Below are 16,474 nucleotides of genomic sequence, written 5' to 3' on the forward strand. Positions count from 1 at the left end.
CCAACCGTTTGCGCACAAGCGGCGAATCGCACAGCGGCCCGGAGAACCGTCACCACACCGCTGTGGGCGCATCGTCGACGAGCGTGGTCAGGGCCCAAGAAATGGAGCCAGGGCACCGCTGCGCCCAAAAACGGAACCAGCCAATTGAATAAGCGGAAATCCTTGCTGACCATTTTTGAAAGGCATCACTTTCCTCATGAAGAAGACGTGGGTTCGTAAGACGCTGAGCGTCGGGATCATGGCCGCCGGCGCCCTGCTCATGGCGCCCGCCGCCGCTCAGGCCGGGTTCGCGCCGTCGGCCACCCCGGACGGGATCACGCAGGTCTCCTCCACCAACCTGGGCGCGCTCAACGGCACCCAGTTCGCCGCCCCGGTCACCGCGCCGATCAACATGAACGGCAACGCGATCGCACTCGGTGGCATCTCCCGGGCCACCGGCGCCGGGGTCAACCGGGTCGTCGAGGGCGGGCACCGCTCGCGCGGCGGCAACGACATCACCCAGCGGTCGGCCGGGAACGTCGGCTTCCTGAACGGCACCCAGATCGCCGTGCCGGTCACCGTGCCGATCAACCAGAACGGCAACGCCGACAGCCTGTTCGGCATCAGCGACGCTCGTGGCACCGGGGTGAACCACGTCCAGGAGCACAGCAAGGTCGCCGGCGGTGGCTGGAACGACGGGATCAACCAGGCGACCGGCGGCAACGTCGGCTTCCTGAACGGCACCCAGATCGCCGTGCCGATCACCATCCCGATCAACCAGTGCGGCAACGCCACCTCGTTCTTCGGGGTCTCCCAGGCGCGCGCCACCTGTGGCAACTTCGTCGGCGGCGACCGTGGCCGGACCTTCAAGGTCGAGGGTCAGCGCCGGGTCGTGCACACCGACGGTGGTTGGGACAACGGGGTCAACCAGAGCAGCTTCGGCAACATCGGGTTCCTCAACGGCAGCCAGTTCGCCGCGCCGGTCATCGCCCCGATCAACGCCTGCGGCAACTCGCTGAGCGGCCTGCTCGGCGCGTCCAGCTCCCAGGCGTTCTGCGTGAACCGGATCGGTGGCGGCGACGACCGCGTCTGGGTCAAGAAGCCGCACCACGGCCACCACAAGGGCGACCAGGGCGGCGACGTCCAGGGTGACGACGGCTACGACGGCGACGACTGCACCAAGAAGTGCGACGACGACGACAACGGCGACGTCCGCGGCGACCACGGCTACAACGGCGAGGCCCCGGCCGTGAACGACGACGACAACGGCTACGGCGACGTCAAGGGCAACGACAACGGCTACGGCGACGAGGCCCCGGCCGACGTGGACGACGACAAGGGCTACGGCAACGTCAGCCCGGACAAGTACGGCGACAAGACCGGCGGCCGCAAGTCGGTCGAGAGCACCGGGGTCGGCAGCCTGACCGGCAGCCTGGGTGGCCTGGACCTGCTCGACACCCTGCGCTGATCCGCTTCACGGTATGACCACGACGGGAGCCCCCACGGGGGCTCCCGTTGCCGTCTGTCCACGTTCTGGGATAACCTAACGATCGTTAAAGTGGGGACCCGAGCGGGGGAGAGTCGATGGACGGTGACGCGCTGGCGCAGGTCCGCAAGCGTGTGCTCGCCGGTGGTGCGGAGCGTTACCACGCCGCCAACGCGGCGAAGGGCAAGCTCTTCGCCCGGGAGCGGATCGCGCTGCTGACCGACGAGGGCACGTTCGTCGAGGACGGGCTCTATGCCAACAGTCTGGCTGACGGGCTGCCCGCCGATGGCGTGATCACCGGAGCCGCCCGGATCGACGGGCGCGACGTCTGCGTGATGGCCAACGACTCCACGGTCAAGGCCGGCTCCTGGGGCGCCCGTACGGTCGAGAAGATCGTCCGCATCATCGAGCGGGCCTATCAGACCGGCGTCCCGATGATCTACCTGGTCGACTCGGCCGGCGCCCGGATCACCGACCAGGTCGACCTCTTCCCCGGCCGCCGCGGCGCCGGCAAGATCTTCCACACCCAGGTCCGGGCGTCCGGCTCGATCCCGCAGATCTGCGCGCTGTTCGGCCCGTCCGCGGCCGGCGGGGCCTACATCCCGGCCTTCTGCGACGTGGTCGCCATGGTCGAGGGCAACGCCAGCATGTACCTCGGCTCCGACCGGATGGTCGAGATGGTCACCGGGGAGAAGACCACGCTGGAGGCGATGGGCGGCGCCCGGGTGCACTGCGCCGAGTCCGGCGTCGGGCACTTCCTGTGCAAGACCGAGCAGGACGCGCTCGACGTGGTGCGCACCTATCTGTCCTATGTGCCGCAGAACTGGACGCAGCGTCCCCCCGCACGGGCCGCGTCCGACGCGTCCGGCGCCGACCTCGGCGCGCTGGTCCCGGCCAGCGAGCGGCAGGCGTTCGACATGCGGAAATACATCAAGGGCCTGGTCGACGAGGGGTCGTTCTTCGAGATCCAGGCGCTCTGGGCGCGCGAGCTGACGGTGGGCTTCGCCCGGCTCGACGGCGAGGTGGTCGGCGTCCTGGGCAACAACTCGATGTTCAAGGGCGGCGTGCTCTTCGTCGACTCGGCCGACAAGGCGAGCCGGTTCGTGCAGCTCTGCGACGCCTTCAACATTCCGCTGCTGTTCCTCACCGACGTGCCCGGTTTCATGGTCGGCTCGGCGGTGGAGAAACAGGGCATCATCCGGCACGGGGCCAAGATGATCACCGCGATCTCCGAGGCCACGGTGCCGAAGATCTGTGTGGTGGTGCGCAAGGCGTACGGCGCCGGGCTCTACGCGATGGCCGGTCCCGGATTCGAGCCGGACGCCACCATCGCGCTGCCCTCCGCGAAGATCGCGGTGATGGGCGCCGAGGCCGCGGTCAACGCGGTGTACGCCAACAAGATCGCGGCGATCGAGGACCCGGACGAGCGGGCCGCCTTCGTCGCCGAGCGCCGCGCCGAGTACGAGCGCGACATCGACATCATGCGCCTGGCCAGCGAGCTGGTGGTGGACGCCGTGGTCGAGCCGGCCGAGCTGCGCGGCGAGCTGATCAGGCGTCTCGCCGCCGCGCGGGGCAAGGATCGTTCGTTCTCCCGCCGTCGTCACGGCGTCACTCCGGTCTAGAGGCAGGTGTTCGGCAATGGTGGATTTCCGGCTCGACGCCGACTTGGCAGAGTTGCGGGACAACGTGCGGCGGTTCGCCCGGGAGCAGGTGGCTCCGGTGATCGCCGATCACTACGAGAAGAAGACTTTTCCGTACGAACTGGTCCGTCAGATGGGCGCCATGGGTCTCTTCGGCCTGCCCTTCCCGGAGCAGTACGGCGGTATGGGCGGTGACTACTTCGCCCTCTGCATCGCCCTCGAAGAGCTGGCCAGAGTGGACAGTTCGGTGGCCATCACGCTGGAGGCCGCGGTCTCGCTGGGCGCCATGCCGATCTTCCGGTTCGGCACCGACGCCCAGCGCAAGCAGTGGCTGCCCCAGCTGACCAGCGGTGAGGCCCTGGGCGCGTTCGGTCTCACCGAGCCGGGCTCCGGCTCGGACGCGGCCGGCATCAAGACCCGCGCGGTGCTCGACGAGTCGACCGGCGAGTGGGTGATCAACGGGTCCAAGGCGTTCATCACCAACTCCGGCACCGACATCACCACGCTGGTCACCGTGATGGCGGCGACCGGGACGAAACCGGACGGCAGCCTCGAGCTCTCCACGATCATCGTTCCGTCCGGCACGCCCGGCTTCACCGTGGCACCCGGTTACTCCAAGGTCGGCTGGTGCGCCTCGGACACCCACGAGTTGTCCTTCGACGACGTCCGGGTCCCGGCGGACAACCTGCTCGGCGAGCGGGGCCGCGGCTTCGCCCAGTTCCTGCGGATCCTCGACGAGGGCCGGATCGCGATCGCCGCGCTCTCCGTCGGCCTCGCTCAGGGCTGCGTCGACGAGTCGGTGGCGTACGCGAAGCAGCGCACCGCCTTCGGCCGCCCGATCGGCGACAACCAGGCCGTCCAGTTCCTGATCGCGGACATGGACCTGCGCGCCCACGTGGCCCGGCTCGGCTACTACGACGCCGCCGCCCGGATGCTGGCCGGCGAGGACTTCAAGCGGTACGCCGCGATCGCCAAGCTGAACGCCAGCAACGCCGCCATGGAGAACAGCAGGTACGCCACCCAGGTGCACGGCGGCTACGGCTTCATGAACGAGTCGGCGGTCGGCCGGTTCTACCGGGACGCCAAGATCCTCGAGGTCGGCGAGGGCACCTCGGAGGTGCAGCGGATGCTGATCGCCCGGGGTCTCGGCCTCTGACCGGTTCCAAACCTCGCAGTCCGCTTCCCGACAAACCGGGCTTTCGGGTTCACCCGGATCGATCGTGGTGCTTATTTTCGCAGCATGGCGTCCGATCAGCGTTCCGGGTTCGGCGCTGTGCTGCGTGCTCACCGGCGGCGGGCCGGCCTGACTCAGGAGGAGTTGGCCGGCCGTGCCGCCATCGGTGTGCGCACCGTGCGCGACCTGGAGCGGGGCCGGTCCTCCCGGCCGCAGCGGACGACCGTCGAGCTGCTCGCCGGCGCGCTGCGGCTGACCGGTTCTGATCGGGAGGAGTTCCTCGCCGCGGCGCGTGGCCGCCCGTCCGTCGTGCTGCCGCCGGCCCCGCTCGACGAGCTGATCGGCCGGGACGTCGACATCGCCGAGCTGGTCGCCCGCCTGGCCGCCGCCGACGGGCCGCGCGGGGTGACCCTGGTCGGCGTCGCCGGGGTGGGCAAGACCAGCCTGGCCGTGGTGGTCGCGCACCGGCTGACCGACGCCTATCCGGGCGGGGTGGCCGGCGTCGCGGTGGCCGACGAGATCGCCGCCGGGGAGTTGCTGAGCAGCGTGGCGGCCGGGTTCGGCGCGCCCGGTCCGCAGGAGCTGCCCGGGCACCTGGACGGCCGGCCCGCGCTGATCTTCGTGGACGCGGTGGACCGGGCCCCGCAGGCGGTCGGCGAGGCACTGGCCGGGCTGCTGGAGCAGGTGCCGCGGCTGCGGTTCCTGGCCACCGGGCGGCAGCCGGCCGGGTTGGCCCAGGAGCGGGTCTGGCCGGTGGTGCCGCTGGCCACGCCGCCGGTGAACTTGGAGGCGGACACGCTCGGGGAGCTGATGGCGTACCCGGCAGTCGGTCTCTTCCTGGAACGGCTGAGCCGGGTGCGGCGGACCCGCCTGGCGCCGCACGAGATCGCGCCGCTCGCGGCGCTGGTCCGCCGGCTCGGCGGGCTGCCGCTGGCGATCGAGCTGGCCGCGGCGCGCGGCCGGGTGCTGACCGTGCCGGAGATCCTGGAGCGCTATGCCGGGGCGGTGGCGCACGCCGAGCCGGCCCGGCCGCCGGCGGTGATCTCGCTGCGTGCCGTGGTGGCCGAGACCTATCGGGTGCTGGCGCCGGCCGAGCAGCGGGCCCTGCGGCTGCTCGCGGTCTTCCGGCACCGCTGGTCGCGCGACCTCGCGGAGGTGTTGCTGGACGCGGAGCAGAGCGCCGACGCGGACGTGGTCCATCTGCTCGATCGCCTGGTGGCCCTTGGCCTGCTCAGTGTGAGCGGCGACCATGTGGTGCATTTCCGGCTGCCGTCCGCGGTGCGGGACTTCGCCGTCGAGCGGGCCAAGGCCGAGGGCGAGCTGGAGGATGCCCGGAAACGGCATGCCCACCTGTCGGCCCGGCACGTGCTGCCGGGCACCGAGGCGGTCTTGTAACCGGGGCAGGGCGCGACGTGCGCTAACCGGCGTGAATCGTGCCCCCCACGCGACGCCGGTCGCTGCTGACGCCGCGCCCATACGCGGCGAGAACGAGGCTCCCCCATAAGCCCCGCATGTCGCCTCGATCGCGCCGCATCCCCCTGGGCCGCCACAGTAGCCGGGCCGTGCACACCACCGAAAAGAATCGCTCCTTCTGCCGGTGGTTCTGCCGGTCACCCGGCCGGATGTCAGGCCTGGGTGACCGTTTCTGCACTCCCCGCAGTGGCGCACGGGTTGACCGCGTCCCGGATGGTCCGGAGCGAGTCGAGCAGATCGTCGAGCCGGTCCTGCGGGAGCAACCCGACATACCACCTCTGGACCAGCTCCAGGTGCCCGGGCAGGACCTGACCGAGCCGGTCCTGGCCGGCCTCGGTGATCACCGCGTAGGAGCTGCGACGGTCGCTCGGGCAGGCCTCCCGGCGGACCAGGCCGTCCCGCTCCATCCGGTCGACGACCCGGGTGACGCCGCTGGTGGAGAGGGTGGTCTGGCCGGCCAGGTCGGTCATCCGCAGACGGTGGCCGGGCGAGCGGGCGAGGCGCATCAGCACCTCGAACTCGACGGTGGAGAGGCGGTGCTCCTCGAACTGCGCGGCCAGGCGGTTCATCAGACCTGTATACGTCTCGGCCAGCAGGCCGACCGCGGTGAGGCGAGGGTCGTCCAGATCGGTGTTCACGCCCTCCACGATAACAGGCACTTGACAGAGGGAATATTGCTGAGCATATAGTTGCTCCGTCAGACAAGCATCCCGCAGAGCCACCGCCTTGGAGAGAAGGAATCAGTCATGACCGTCAGCACTCGTGAGTTCGAAGGTCTGCAGTTCCCGGCCGCCGGCACCTACGAGCTGGACGCGGCACACAAGCGGGTGGGCTTCGTCGCGAAGCACCTCATGGTGAGCAAGGTCCGCGGCCAGTTCGCCGAGGCGAGCGCCACCATCACCGTCGCGGAGAACCCGCTGGAGTCCTCGGTCGTCGCCTCGATCAAGACCGCCAGCGTCGAGACCGGCCAGGTCGACCGGGACAACCACCTGCGGACCGGCGACTTCTTCGAGGCCGAGAAGTACCCGACGATGGAGTACCGGAGCACCGGGGTGAAGTCGCACTCCGGCGCCGAGTTCGTCCTCGACGGCGAGCTCACCATCAAGGGTGTGACCAAGCCGGTCGAGCTGATCGTCGAGTTCGAGGGCGCCGCCACCAGCCCCTATGGGCAGCACGTCTTCGGCTTCAGCGCGCACACCGAGATCGACCGGGAGGACTGGGGCCTGACCTGGAACGTCGGTCTGGAGAGCGGTGGCGTCCTGGTCGGCAAGAAGGTCAAGATCGAGATCGAGGGCGAGGCCGTCCTGCAGCAGGGCTGATCCCCGCACCGTCCACAGTCGAGGCGCCACCCGGTCCACCGGGCGGCGCCTCGACTCGTCTGGCGGTAGTCGCTCGGGGATGGGAAGGTGGACCGAACGTATCCACTCGTTCACAGCGCGGTGATCGACGTCCGTTTCGTCCCCGACCGGCACGGGAGGGCACATGGGCCAAGATCTGGCACACGCGATCTTCTCGCCCGAGGATCGGATCCGCTACCGGCACAAGGTGCGCCGCTGCCTGGACGTGCTCGGCGGCCTGCTGGACACCGACGTGTTCGATCCCGGGACCGGCATGACCGGCTTGGAGATCGAGATCAACCTGGTCGATCCGGACGCCGGGCCGGTGATGCGCAACGCCGAAGTGCTGGCCGACCTGCGCGATCCCCGCTTTCAGCCGGAACTCGGACGCTTCAACATCGAGTTCAACGTCCCCCCGCGGCAGATCGCCGCGGAAGGTTTCGGCGCGTTCGAAAAAGACATTTCCGAGGCTTTGCGTACGGCCGGGGAGCGCGCCGGCAAATCGGACAGCCGGCTCGCCCTGATCGGCATCCTCCCGACGCTCACCCCGGAGCACCTCACGCTGGCGAACCTCTCCGACAACGAACGCTTCCGGGCCCTGAACGACGAGATCGTGGCCGCCCGCGGCGAGCAGTTCCCGGTCGACATCCGCGGCGTCGAGCGGCTGCGCAGCGTCAGCGGAACGATCGTGCCGGAAGCGGCCTGCACCAGCGCGCAGTTCCACCTGCAGGTGGCCCCGGAGTGGTTCGCCCGCTACTGGAACGCGTCTCAGGCGGTGGCCGCGGCCCAGGTCGCGGTCGGCGCCAACGCCCCGTTCCTGCACGGCCGCCGGCTCTGGGCGGAGACCCGGATCGCCCTCTTCGAGCAGGCCACCGACACCCGGCCGGACGAGTTGAAGGCGCAGGGCGTCCGCCCCCGGGTCTGGTTCGGGGAACGCTGGATCACCTCGGTGTTCGATCTCTACGAGGAGAACGTCCGGTTTTTCCCGCCGCTGCTGCCGCTGCTCAGCGACGAGGACCCGGACGCCGTCCGGGCCGCCGGCGAGGTGCCCCGGCTGTGCGAGCTGTGCCTGCACAACGGGACGGTCTACCGGTGGAACCGGCCGGTCTACGACGTGATGGACGGGCGCCCGCACCTGCGGATCGAGAACCGGGTGCTGCCGTCCGGGCCGACCGTGGTCGACCTGCTGGCCAACGCGGCGTTCTACTTCGGCGTGGTGCGCCGGCTCGCCGAGGCCGAGCGGCCGGTGTGGTCCCGGCTCGACTTCGCCACCGCCGCGGCCAACTTCCGGGCCGGCGCCCGCGACGGACTGGACGCCGTGGTCCGCTGGCCCGGCCTCGGCGAGGTCCCGGTCACCGAGCTGGTGCTGGACACCCTGCTGCCGATGGCCTACGAGGGGCTGGACCGGTTCGGGGTGGATCCGGGCGACCGGGACCGGCTGCTCGGGATCATCGAGGACCGGTGCCGGACCGGGCGCAACGGCGCTTCCTGGCAGACGGCGGCGGTCGGCGCGGCGGAACAGCGGGGACTCTCCCGGCCCGCCGCGGTGCGCGAGATGACCCGCCGCTACCTCGACCTGCACGTGCTGAACGAGCCGGTGCACACCTGGCCGCGGTGAGGCGGGTTCAGTCCTCGGGGTTGATCCGGGCCACCGGCGGGTTGTCCGGCGGCGGGGTGATGGTGGAGCGGGGCGTCGCCTCCTTGCGGGCGGCGGCGCGCTTGGCCGGGGACTTGGTGGGGCGGGCGGCCGCGGCGATCTCCGGGTCGAAAGCCTGGTCGGCGGCCGGCTCGTCGTCACCGACCCTGGCGCGCGGTTTGCGGGGGCGGGGCGCCGGCTCCGCGGCGACCTTCTCGCCGGGCTTCTCAGCGGGCTTCTCACCGGTCTTTCCGGCGGCTTTCTCGCTGATCTTCCCGGCGGCTTGCTCCGCTGCGAAGACCTCTTCGGCGCGGCGTTTCCCGAAGAGAGCCCAGCGGCGTCCGGCCGGCTCGGTGGAATCCTCCGGCTGCGGGCTCGGCGCGGCCGGAGCCGGGATGGCCGGAGCCGGAGCGGCCGGAGCCGGGGCCGGCTTGGGGACGACCCGGCTGGTCGGTGGGGCCATGCCGACCGCGGTGGGCGACTCCTCCGGCGTCGCGGCCGGTGCGGGGCCCAGCTCCGGCGGGTTCCCCGGCGGCGTGGCGCCGATCCGCTGCTGCCGGGCCCGGCCCAGCGCGACGATCAGCGCGGACCCGCCCAGCCCGGCCAGCACCGCGTAGGGCGCGATCAGATAGGCCGATTGGAGCGGCCCGGCCGACTTGGACAGCAGCGGGGACAGCGCGAGGAAGGCCAGCGCGACCAGCAACGGGCCGACCGCGCCCGAGGTGGCGGTGCCCAGGCCCCGGTCGCCGCGGCGGGTGGCCGGCCAGGCCGCGATCAGGCCGATCAGGAAGGCGGCGGTCAGCGTGAGCAGGGCGCTCGGCCAGTAGATCCCGCCGTACCGGGCGACCACGCCGGTCTCGGTGAACTGCCAGCTGGTCAGGTAGGTGTCCAGGTCGCGACCGGTGCTCAGCTCGGCGATCACGCCGGCGATGGCCAGTGCCCAGAGCCAGGCCGCGGTGCCCAGCAGGTTGGCCGCTACCGGCGCCGAGGAGACCGCCCAGAACGCCACGATCATGCCGATGACCAGGCCGATCAGGGCGTAGCCGACGGCCACCAGCTGGGGCGAGTGGGAGAAGAGGCAGGGGGCCGGAGCGGCGGACCGGGCCGGCAGGGCGACCAGGGCGACCGAGACCAGGGCGCCGAGGCCGGCCGCGGCGGCGAGCGCCAGCCGCCACAGGACGCGCCACCGGCCCTGACCCGCGCGATCGGGCCCGAGCCGGCCCGCCACCACGGCGCCCAGGACGGTGGCGCTCGCGGTGATCCAGGTGGCCCAGCCGAGGCTGTTCAGCCAGATGCTGTCGGCGGCCGTGGTGCTGACCGGCCATTCGATGACGCCCAGGCCGTAGCCCAGACCCAGTTGCGCGGCGCCGGCGCCGGCGGCTGTCCCGGCCGCGGCGGCCGTCTGTGCTGTCCAGCCCTTGTCGGCCATGCGCGCACTGTACTGGCCACCGCCGATGCCCGCGAACGGCCCATCCTGGTCAGAGCGGGGATGGCGTTGCGGTTGCGTCTCCCCGGGGTACTCCAAGATTCGATACCTTGACGCTGCGACGAGCATAGGTGTACGGAGCGGAAGGAGCGGCGATGCCGGACGAGGGCCAGCCGGGCCCGGACGAGACCCGGCCGATGCCAGCCGCGGACGAGACCGACGCCGACGCCACCCGGGTGCAACCGGCTCCACTGCCCGGCGCCACCCGATCGGGGGACGCCGGGACGGCGTCGACCCGGCCGATGACGCCGGTGGGCGAGTGGGATCCGGACCCGCGCGGCGCGGACGGTGACGCCTGGACCGGACGGGCTGCGGTCCGCCCGCCCCGGCCCGACGAGCGCGACCTCGCCGACGGGGACTGGAGTGTCGTGGCGCCGGAGGAGACCCCGCCGACCGGCCGCTGGTGGATGCCGATCGTGGTGGGCATCGTGGGGCTGACCCTGCTCGGCGTGCTCGGCTACGGCATCTACCTGATCGTGCAGAACTCGGCGGCCGACGTCGACACGCCGCAGCCCACCCCGGCCCGGACCGGCACGGTGACCACCACCGCGGTGACCACCGAGCCGACCACCCAGCCGCCCACGACCCCCACCTTCAGCACGGTGCCGACCACCGAGCCGGTGACCACCGAGGCGACCGTGCCGGCGCTGCGCGGCATGCCGGTCGACGACGCGAAAGCCGCGCTGGCCAGGTCCGGTCTGAGTTATCGGGTGAAACTGCTGCCCAGCGACGCGGAGCCGGGCACGGTGATCGACAGTGACCCGCCGGAGGGCCGGGTGGTCCCGCCGGACACCCGGATCACCCTCGTCGTCGCGGCCGCGCGGCCGAACGGCACGACCACGGCGACGACGGCACCGGCCGGAACCGGCACCGCCGAGCCCGGCGGGGACTGAGCCCGTCGTCGGGTCTGGCTCAGCGGTGCGCCCGAGCCGATCGGGCGGGTGCCGTGCTCGGGCGCGCGGCGGGCTGGCGGGCGTTGCGAGCCCGCGGGTCCGGGGCCTTGCCGACCGGCCGCAAGCCACTGACCTGCACAAAGATGGAGCGGCGTTCCACGGCGTCGCCGGCCGAGTTGAGCTCGTAACCGTCGAGCCAGGCCCAGCCCTCGTACGTGGGCCAGTCGTGCACCCGGATGACCCGGAACAGCATCGGTGATGCGAATTGGACGCTCGCCGCCTTCGTCACGTGGATGACATCACCGGACCGAGGAAGTAGCACGTCATCTCCTGCCCTGAGATTCGTTGCTGGATGGACTTGTGACACAGATGCACCAGTCTGCCCGGCTCATGCACCTTTGCAAGCCTTCGACAATGCCAACCATCGAAGGAGATTGCGGAACGTCACCATCGCCGATCCCGCCAACCCCGTCTCGGGAGAGAAGTCCACGAGAGACTTCCGGTGGCTCGGCGCCCCATGTTGGACGTCGTTTCGGTGTGTTTCGTCGGACTTGGCCGCTCACTCAAGAACGTTACGTGATGCAAGCCATACGGAAAGATTGCACCACCAGTGTCGTCGATGCAAGTTGCATGTCCCTCTTCGGTGATCGTCCGTGATCATGAGATCTCGCTCGGTGATCTAGAAGGGCGCGCTGGTCGCGCCGATGTGTACAGATCGTGATGCATGATCTACATTGCTCGGAACAATTCGGACAATAAACAGCAAACGCTGACAAGCACTGTCCAAACGCGGCTGAGCTGCCAGGATCCATCTTGTCCAATGGGATTACCCCGATCGGAGAACCTCAACCGCCGTGCGCGTCCCGGCGTACCCACGGTCGTTACTGCATTCAGAACGATCCCATCGATCTTTTGGTGGGACTCGATGGAGGGGGATCGGAAAACTCCGCATCCCACCGAGATCGGTATACACCCCCGACAAGAGGAGCCATCGTGGAAATCGAGGTCAAAGGTCTCCGAGTCGACTTGAGCCGGGCGCAGTGGTTCAAGAGCACCCGCAGTGGTGCGGACAGCGACAACTGTGTCGAGGTGGCGTTCGTCGACGACGCCATCGCGGTACGCGACTCCAAGAACCCGGCCGGCCCCGCGCTGATCTTCACGCAGGCCGAATGGGATGCCTTCGTCGGCGGCGCCAAGGACGGCGAGTTCGACCTCTGAACGCGCCATTCGATCTCTCGAAGCCTTTCGCGTCGGCGCGGTGACCAGCGCCGACGCGTGAGGTGTGGCTATTTGCCCGATTTTTCCGTCGCCTCGGGCGGCGCGCCTCGTTGAATGTTCCAAGCGCGGACCGGACCGCGCTGACCGGCCGGGACAGACTTTCCACGAGGCAAGGCAGTGAGATGACGATTGGTTCGGAGAACCTCAGCAACGGCTCGTCGACGGCGCAGGACCGGTTCAGCGGTGGGGTCAGCGCCTACCGGCAGGGCCGGCGCGAGGCGTTGAACGGCGACCACAGCGACGGCGAGCTCCTGTCGCGCGGCTCCTCGGGTCTGCCGACCCGCTCACCCGGGCGGTCGCACAGCATCGAGCCGACCAGCGCACTCGACCGCGCCGCCAAGCTCCCCTCGCTCGACCTGCAGGGCCTGACCGAGCCGGTCTTCAGCGCGTCGAGCTGGAGCGACAGCTCCCCGAACAGCTCGATGGCCGATCACCCGCTGCTGCGCGGCCTGCTCCTGGAGCTGCCGGCGCGCGGCACGCTGCCCCAGTCGGACTGGCTGGACCGCTGGTTCGAGGCGGCGCGCTCCATTCTGGAGCTGCTCTACGTCCAAGAGGCGAAGAAGCAGCACTGACCGATCGGCTGCGGCGCCGTCACGAGCCTCACCAAGACCAAGATCAAGAGCTTGCTGACTCGGATCCGCGCTGATCACTGATCGTCGCTCCCGCCAGGGACCCTTCCGGGCCGGGCTGGCCGCTACGCGTCCAGAACGCCCGCCCCTCCAGGGCGACGTCCGCGGTTGGCCACGACGCGCCAACCCCCACCCCGCGCGTGGCCGCCGCCTTCAGCCCGCGCGTGGCAGCTCCCTTCAGTCCCGCACGTGGCCGTCAGCTTCAGTTCGGCGCGTGGCCGCCCGCTTCAGTCCCGCGCGTGGCCGTCGACTTAAGTTCGGCGCGTGGCCACCCATTTCAGCCCCGCGCGTGACCGTCGACTTCAGTTCCGCGCGTGGTCACCCATTTCAGCGCCGTGGGTGGCCACTCACCTCCGCCCCACGGGTGACCACGACATCGGTTCACGGGTAGCCATCGACATCGGCTCACGGGTAGCCATCGACATCGGCTCACGGGTGGCTGGCGACTCCGGCCCGCGCGTTGCCGCCGATATCAACCCCGCGCGGTCGCCGATTCCTGTCCGCGCGGGGCCGCCGACATCAGCCCCGCGCGTGGCCGCCGTTCCCAACCCCATGCACCGGCGGATAGCGAGGCGCGCCACTCCCTCCTACCCTTCTGATGGTCCCGGTGTTGACTGGCTAGTAGGTCGACGCACTGTGCTGACGCTGATTGCCCGGCAGAACTGTCGCTGTGCCACCGGGCTTCGCTCTTGTATTCCGACTGCCGTACCGCCGGATCTGCTTCTCGATCCGCCGACCGCTCTGACGCCGCATCTGCGGATCTGCTGGCGCAGGTGAGTGGTGCTGTCGGTCGGTGCGGCGGCCTGAGGTGGCGTGTCGACTGGTGGTGCTGTGTGCGCGTTCGCGGATCCCGGTTGGTGCGGCGGGGATGCGGTGGCCCTGTGGGCGCGTTCGCGTGGCCCGGTAGAGGCGGCCCGGGAGTGCGTTGGTGCGGTGGGCCGGTGGCGGCTGCGCGGGTTTGCGGGTTCGGGTAGGGCGGCGGGGTCCGGTGGTGCTGTCGGCCGGTGGTGGCTGCGCGCGCGTTTGCCGGTTCCGGTGGGGCGGCGGGGTCCGGTGGTGCTGTCGGCTGGTGGTGGCTGCGCGCGCGTATGCCGGTTCCGGTGGGGCGGTGGGGTCCGGTGGTGCAGGCGGCCGGTGAGCTGCGCGCGTTTGCGGATCCCGGTAGGTGTGGTGGCGCCGTTGGCCGGTCGTGCTGTGGGCGTGACCGTGAGCGGGTCGGTGGGTGACCGGGTTCAGCGGGCGGTGGCTCGGACTCGCTCGCGGGCTCGGTCGATCGGGGCCAGGACCAGCGGGGCCAGGCGGCTGTGGCGCAGGATGGCTCGGACGCCGATGGCTACCACGGCGAGGGCGACCAGGGTGATCGCGATGCCGGCGAATCCGGTGAAACCGGTGGTGGCCGGCACGCCGTCGCCCGGCAGCTGGACCAGGCCGGCGGCCAGTGGCAGCCCGACCACCGCGGCCAGACCGGCGACCTGCAGCGGGGCGGCGATCAGCGGGTGTGCCGCCGCGGCTCGCAGGGCCGGCGGCACCGGGGCCAGCGGGGCGGTCGCGAAGGCGCCCGCGCCGCGGCGCACCCAGCTCAGCCGGCGCAGTCCGGCGGTCAGCACGATCAGCGCCGGCACGGCCGGCAGCAGGGCGGCGGTGGGCGCCGAGGAGACGCCCGGCGTCAGCGCGGTGACCATCGGCACCGCGACGAAGATCGCCGCACCGGCGGCGATCAGACCGGTGAGCAGCCGGGCCCGGCGGCGCATGTGCAGGGCGGTGCCGGCCGTCGAGAGCCCGTCGGCCAGAAGTCCGGCGGCGAGCCAGACGGCGGCAAGAGTGCCGATCAGTGTCACGTCCACAGCGGTGTCCACATCGACAGCGTTCACCTCGCGCGCCCGCCGCGAAACCGGGATATGCCCCCAGCACTTACCCGTAGGGGTTACCGTCCCACTCCACGTGAGCGTCCGCCCACGTAGCGTGCCTGTTGATCCGACCTATATGGACGAGTCGCCAACCAGCGGTGTGATCAGCACCCCACTGTCGGTTGCCAGACGATCGTTATCGTCCCGCGTGTCGTCCAGCGCCTCGCGCCAGACCATCGTGATCGTCCTGCGTGTCGCGCAACGCCTCCCGCCAGACGATCGTGATCGTCCTGCGTGTCGTCCGCGCGCCTCGCGCCAGACGATCGTGATCGTCCCGCGTGTCGTCGCGCGCCGCGCATGTCGCAACTTGCCCGACCGATCCCGCGCGACCTTGGACCGATCCCGCCACTTCCCAGTCCCCGCCCACCCAGGGGGAGCCGCCCGAAGACAGTGTGACGCGGGAAGGGCGGCTCAGTGGGGATGGGCTGTGGACGGCGTGCTGGTGTGGATAACCCGCTCAGACGGCGAAGCCGTGCACCGGCTCGGCGGTCGGCGTTGCCGGGGTGGCTTTCCACAGGCCGGTCTTCTGCGCGGCGAGCCGGGACAGGTAGGCCGGGTTCAGCAGCACGTACCGCTTCCACAGCCGCTTCGGCTCCAGGCCGAGCCGCCACAGCCACTCCAGCGCGTACTTCTGCATCCAGGCGGGCGGGTTCTTCAGCAGGCCGGCGTGGTAGTCGAAGGCGGCGCCGACGGCGAGCAGCGGCATGTCCAGCAGCGGCCGCATCGCGTAGGTAAACACCTCCTGCCGCGGGCAGCCCAGGCCGACCAGCACGATCCGGGCGCCGGACGCCTTGATCCGCTCGGCGATCTCGGCCTCCTCGCCGGGCTGGGCGCCGCGGAACTTGGACGCCTCCACCCCGGCGATCTTCAGCGCCGGGAACATCCCGAGCAGGGCCGGCACCAGCCGGTCCAGGGTCGGCTGGGTGGACCCGTAGAGGTAGACCGGCAGACCCTCGGCGGCGGCCTGCTCGACCACCTTCAGGGTCAGGGTGGGCCCGTAGACCCGGTCGGTCAGCCCGGCGCCGTGCAGCAGGTTCAGTGCCCAGCGGACCGGCTGCCCGTCCGGCGTGACCAGGTCGAAGGAATTCAGCCGGGCCTCGTGCGCCGGATCCTGCACCCCGGTCATCACCCCGTGCACGGCCAGCGCGGTGACCGCGAACGGCCGTCCCTCGCGAGCCGCCGCGATGATCCGCTCAGTGGCCGACGCGTAGTCCGTCGCATCCACCAGCACCCCAAGGACGTTGCGCTTCCCCTGGTCAACCCCAGCAGGCACAGCGGACACGACCACACCCCACGCTCAGACGGAACTTCCACCCAACAGGCGGGCTACCTTACCGCCGCCGACAACTTCACCCAATCGTTGACGCCCCACCAAAGGACGACCTCACGAAAGAGAGCCACACCAGCGCGCCCGCCGTACCCCCATCAGCTCTTGATCTTGATGGGGGTCGAAGGTCGGGTTGTGAGAGAGCATTTCGATGCTCGCCGGGCAAGCCGCGACCGAAGCGGACCGTGACCCTCGCCACCCGCCGCGCCCACCGTAACGCGGGGTTTCC

14 protein-coding genes are annotated in these 16,474 nt (G+C 70.6%); 9 read left to right on the forward strand and 5 right to left on the reverse strand.

The features are described from left to right. Positions 1-196: 196 nt before the first annotated feature. From BJY16_RS08085 to BJY16_RS08100, 4 genes are all read left to right on the forward strand, one after another. On the forward strand, positions 197-1,447 hold the full coding sequence (locus BJY16_RS08085) for a chaplin family protein (protein WP_185038467.1): 1,251 nt from the start codon (positions 197-199) through the stop codon (positions 1,445-1,447). A 116-nt stretch (positions 1,448-1,563) separates the two neighbouring features. Next, positions 1,564-3,087, forward strand: a complete 1,524-nt coding sequence (locus tag BJY16_RS08090) for an acyl-CoA carboxylase subunit beta (protein WP_185038468.1) — start codon at positions 1,564-1,566, stop codon at positions 3,085-3,087. Positions 3,088-3,106: 19 nt separating this feature from the next. Then, entirely contained in the window at positions 3,107-4,261 is a 1,155-nt protein-coding gene (locus BJY16_RS08095; RefSeq protein ID WP_185046328.1) for an acyl-CoA dehydrogenase family protein, read from the forward strand. Positions 4,262-4,345: 84 nt separating this feature from the next. Continuing rightward, a complete protein-coding gene (locus tag BJY16_RS08100; protein ID WP_221501920.1) occupies positions 4,346-5,674 on the forward strand; it encodes an ATP-binding protein in 1,329 nt (442 codons plus the stop codon). A 230-nt stretch (positions 5,675-5,904) separates the two neighbouring features. On the opposite strand, the gene BJY16_RS08105 is transcribed toward BJY16_RS08100, so the two are convergent. Beyond that, positions 5,905-6,390 (reverse strand): MarR family winged helix-turn-helix transcriptional regulator, encoded by a 486-nt coding sequence (locus BJY16_RS08105; protein WP_185038469.1) that lies wholly within the window; start codon positions 6,388-6,390, stop codon positions 5,905-5,907. A gap of 108 nt (positions 6,391-6,498) precedes the next feature. Between BJY16_RS08105 and BJY16_RS08110 the strand changes: the two genes are divergently transcribed. Together BJY16_RS08110 and BJY16_RS08115 are read left to right on the forward strand one after the other, a co-directional pair. Next, positions 6,499-7,071 (forward strand): YceI family protein, encoded by a 573-nt coding sequence (locus BJY16_RS08110; RefSeq protein WP_185038470.1) that lies wholly within the window; start codon positions 6,499-6,501, stop codon positions 7,069-7,071. A 163-nt stretch (positions 7,072-7,234) separates the two neighbouring features. Continuing rightward, on the forward strand, positions 7,235-8,707 hold the full coding sequence (locus BJY16_RS08115; RefSeq protein ID WP_185038471.1) for a glutamate-cysteine ligase family protein: 1,473 nt from the start codon (positions 7,235-7,237) through the stop codon (positions 8,705-8,707). Positions 8,708-8,714: 7 nt separating this feature from the next. On the opposite strand, the gene BJY16_RS08120 is transcribed toward BJY16_RS08115, so the two are convergent. After that, positions 8,715-10,154 (reverse strand): Hansenula MRAKII killer toxin-resistant protein 1, encoded by a 1,440-nt coding sequence (locus BJY16_RS08120; RefSeq protein WP_185038472.1) that lies wholly within the window; start codon positions 10,152-10,154, stop codon positions 8,715-8,717. 152 nt (positions 10,155-10,306) lie between these two features. On the opposite strand from BJY16_RS08120, the gene BJY16_RS08125 reads away from it, so the two are divergent. Beyond that, a complete protein-coding gene (locus BJY16_RS08125) occupies positions 10,307-11,104 on the forward strand; it encodes a Stk1 family PASTA domain-containing Ser/Thr kinase (RefSeq protein WP_185038473.1) in 798 nt (265 codons plus the stop codon). Between the two features lie 19 nt (positions 11,105-11,123). Here BJY16_RS08125 and BJY16_RS08130 read toward each other — a convergent pair whose 3' ends face one another. Then, the gene (locus tag BJY16_RS08130) at positions 11,124-11,426 is read right to left on the reverse strand and encodes a hypothetical protein (RefSeq protein WP_185038474.1); all 303 of its coding nucleotides are present in this window, start codon (positions 11,424-11,426) and stop codon (positions 11,124-11,126) included. A gap of 671 nt (positions 11,427-12,097) precedes the next feature. On the opposite strand from BJY16_RS08130, the gene BJY16_RS08135 reads away from it, so the two are divergent. Continuing rightward, the gene (locus BJY16_RS08135; RefSeq protein WP_185038475.1) at positions 12,098-12,322 is read left to right on the forward strand and encodes a DUF397 domain-containing protein; all 225 of its coding nucleotides are present in this window, start codon (positions 12,098-12,100) and stop codon (positions 12,320-12,322) included. 182 nt (positions 12,323-12,504) lie between these two features. Continuing rightward, positions 12,505-12,954, forward strand: a complete 450-nt coding sequence (locus tag BJY16_RS08140; RefSeq protein WP_185038476.1) for a hypothetical protein — start codon at positions 12,505-12,507, stop codon at positions 12,952-12,954. Between the two features lie 1,289 nt (positions 12,955-14,243). Here BJY16_RS08140 and BJY16_RS08145 read toward each other — a convergent pair. Together BJY16_RS08145 and BJY16_RS08150 are read right to left on the reverse strand one after the other, a co-directional pair. Next, on the reverse strand, positions 14,244-14,867 hold the full coding sequence (locus tag BJY16_RS08145; RefSeq protein ID WP_239177479.1) for a phosphatidylglycerol lysyltransferase domain-containing protein: 624 nt from the start codon (positions 14,865-14,867) through the stop codon (positions 14,244-14,246). 508 nt (positions 14,868-15,375) lie between these two features. Further along, positions 15,376-16,191 (reverse strand): WecB/TagA/CpsF family glycosyltransferase, encoded by an 816-nt coding sequence (locus tag BJY16_RS08150; protein WP_185046330.1) that lies wholly within the window; start codon positions 16,189-16,191, stop codon positions 15,376-15,378. Positions 16,192-16,474 lie beyond the last annotated feature (283 nt).

It is taken from the genome of Actinoplanes octamycinicus (assembly GCF_014205225.1).
In the GTDB taxonomy this organism is placed as follows: domain Bacteria; phylum Actinomycetota; class Actinomycetes; order Mycobacteriales; family Micromonosporaceae; genus Actinoplanes; species Actinoplanes octamycinicus.

Coding starts and splice junctions, on each gene's coding strand:
- BJY16_RS08140 (WP_185038476.1), top strand. CDS start 12,505: ATGACGATTGGTTCGGAGAACCTCAGCAACGGCTCGTCGACGGCGCAG.
- BJY16_RS08090 (WP_185038468.1), top strand. CDS start 1,564: ATGGACGGTGACGCGCTGGCGCAGGTCCGCAAGCGTGTGCTCGCCGGT.
- BJY16_RS08125 (WP_185038473.1), top strand. CDS start 10,307: ATGCCGGACGAGGGCCAGCCGGGCCCGGACGAGACCCGGCCGATGCCA.
- BJY16_RS08120 (WP_185038472.1), bottom strand. CDS start 10,154: ATGGCCGACAAGGGCTGGACAGCACAGACGGCCGCCGCGGCCGGGACA.
- BJY16_RS08100 (WP_221501920.1), top strand. CDS start 4,346: ATGGCGTCCGATCAGCGTTCCGGGTTCGGCGCTGTGCTGCGTGCTCAC.
- BJY16_RS08110 (WP_185038470.1), top strand. CDS start 6,499: ATGACCGTCAGCACTCGTGAGTTCGAAGGTCTGCAGTTCCCGGCCGCC.
- BJY16_RS08115 (WP_185038471.1), top strand. CDS start 7,235: ATGGGCCAAGATCTGGCACACGCGATCTTCTCGCCCGAGGATCGGATC.
- BJY16_RS08085 (WP_185038467.1), top strand. CDS start 197: ATGAAGAAGACGTGGGTTCGTAAGACGCTGAGCGTCGGGATCATGGCC.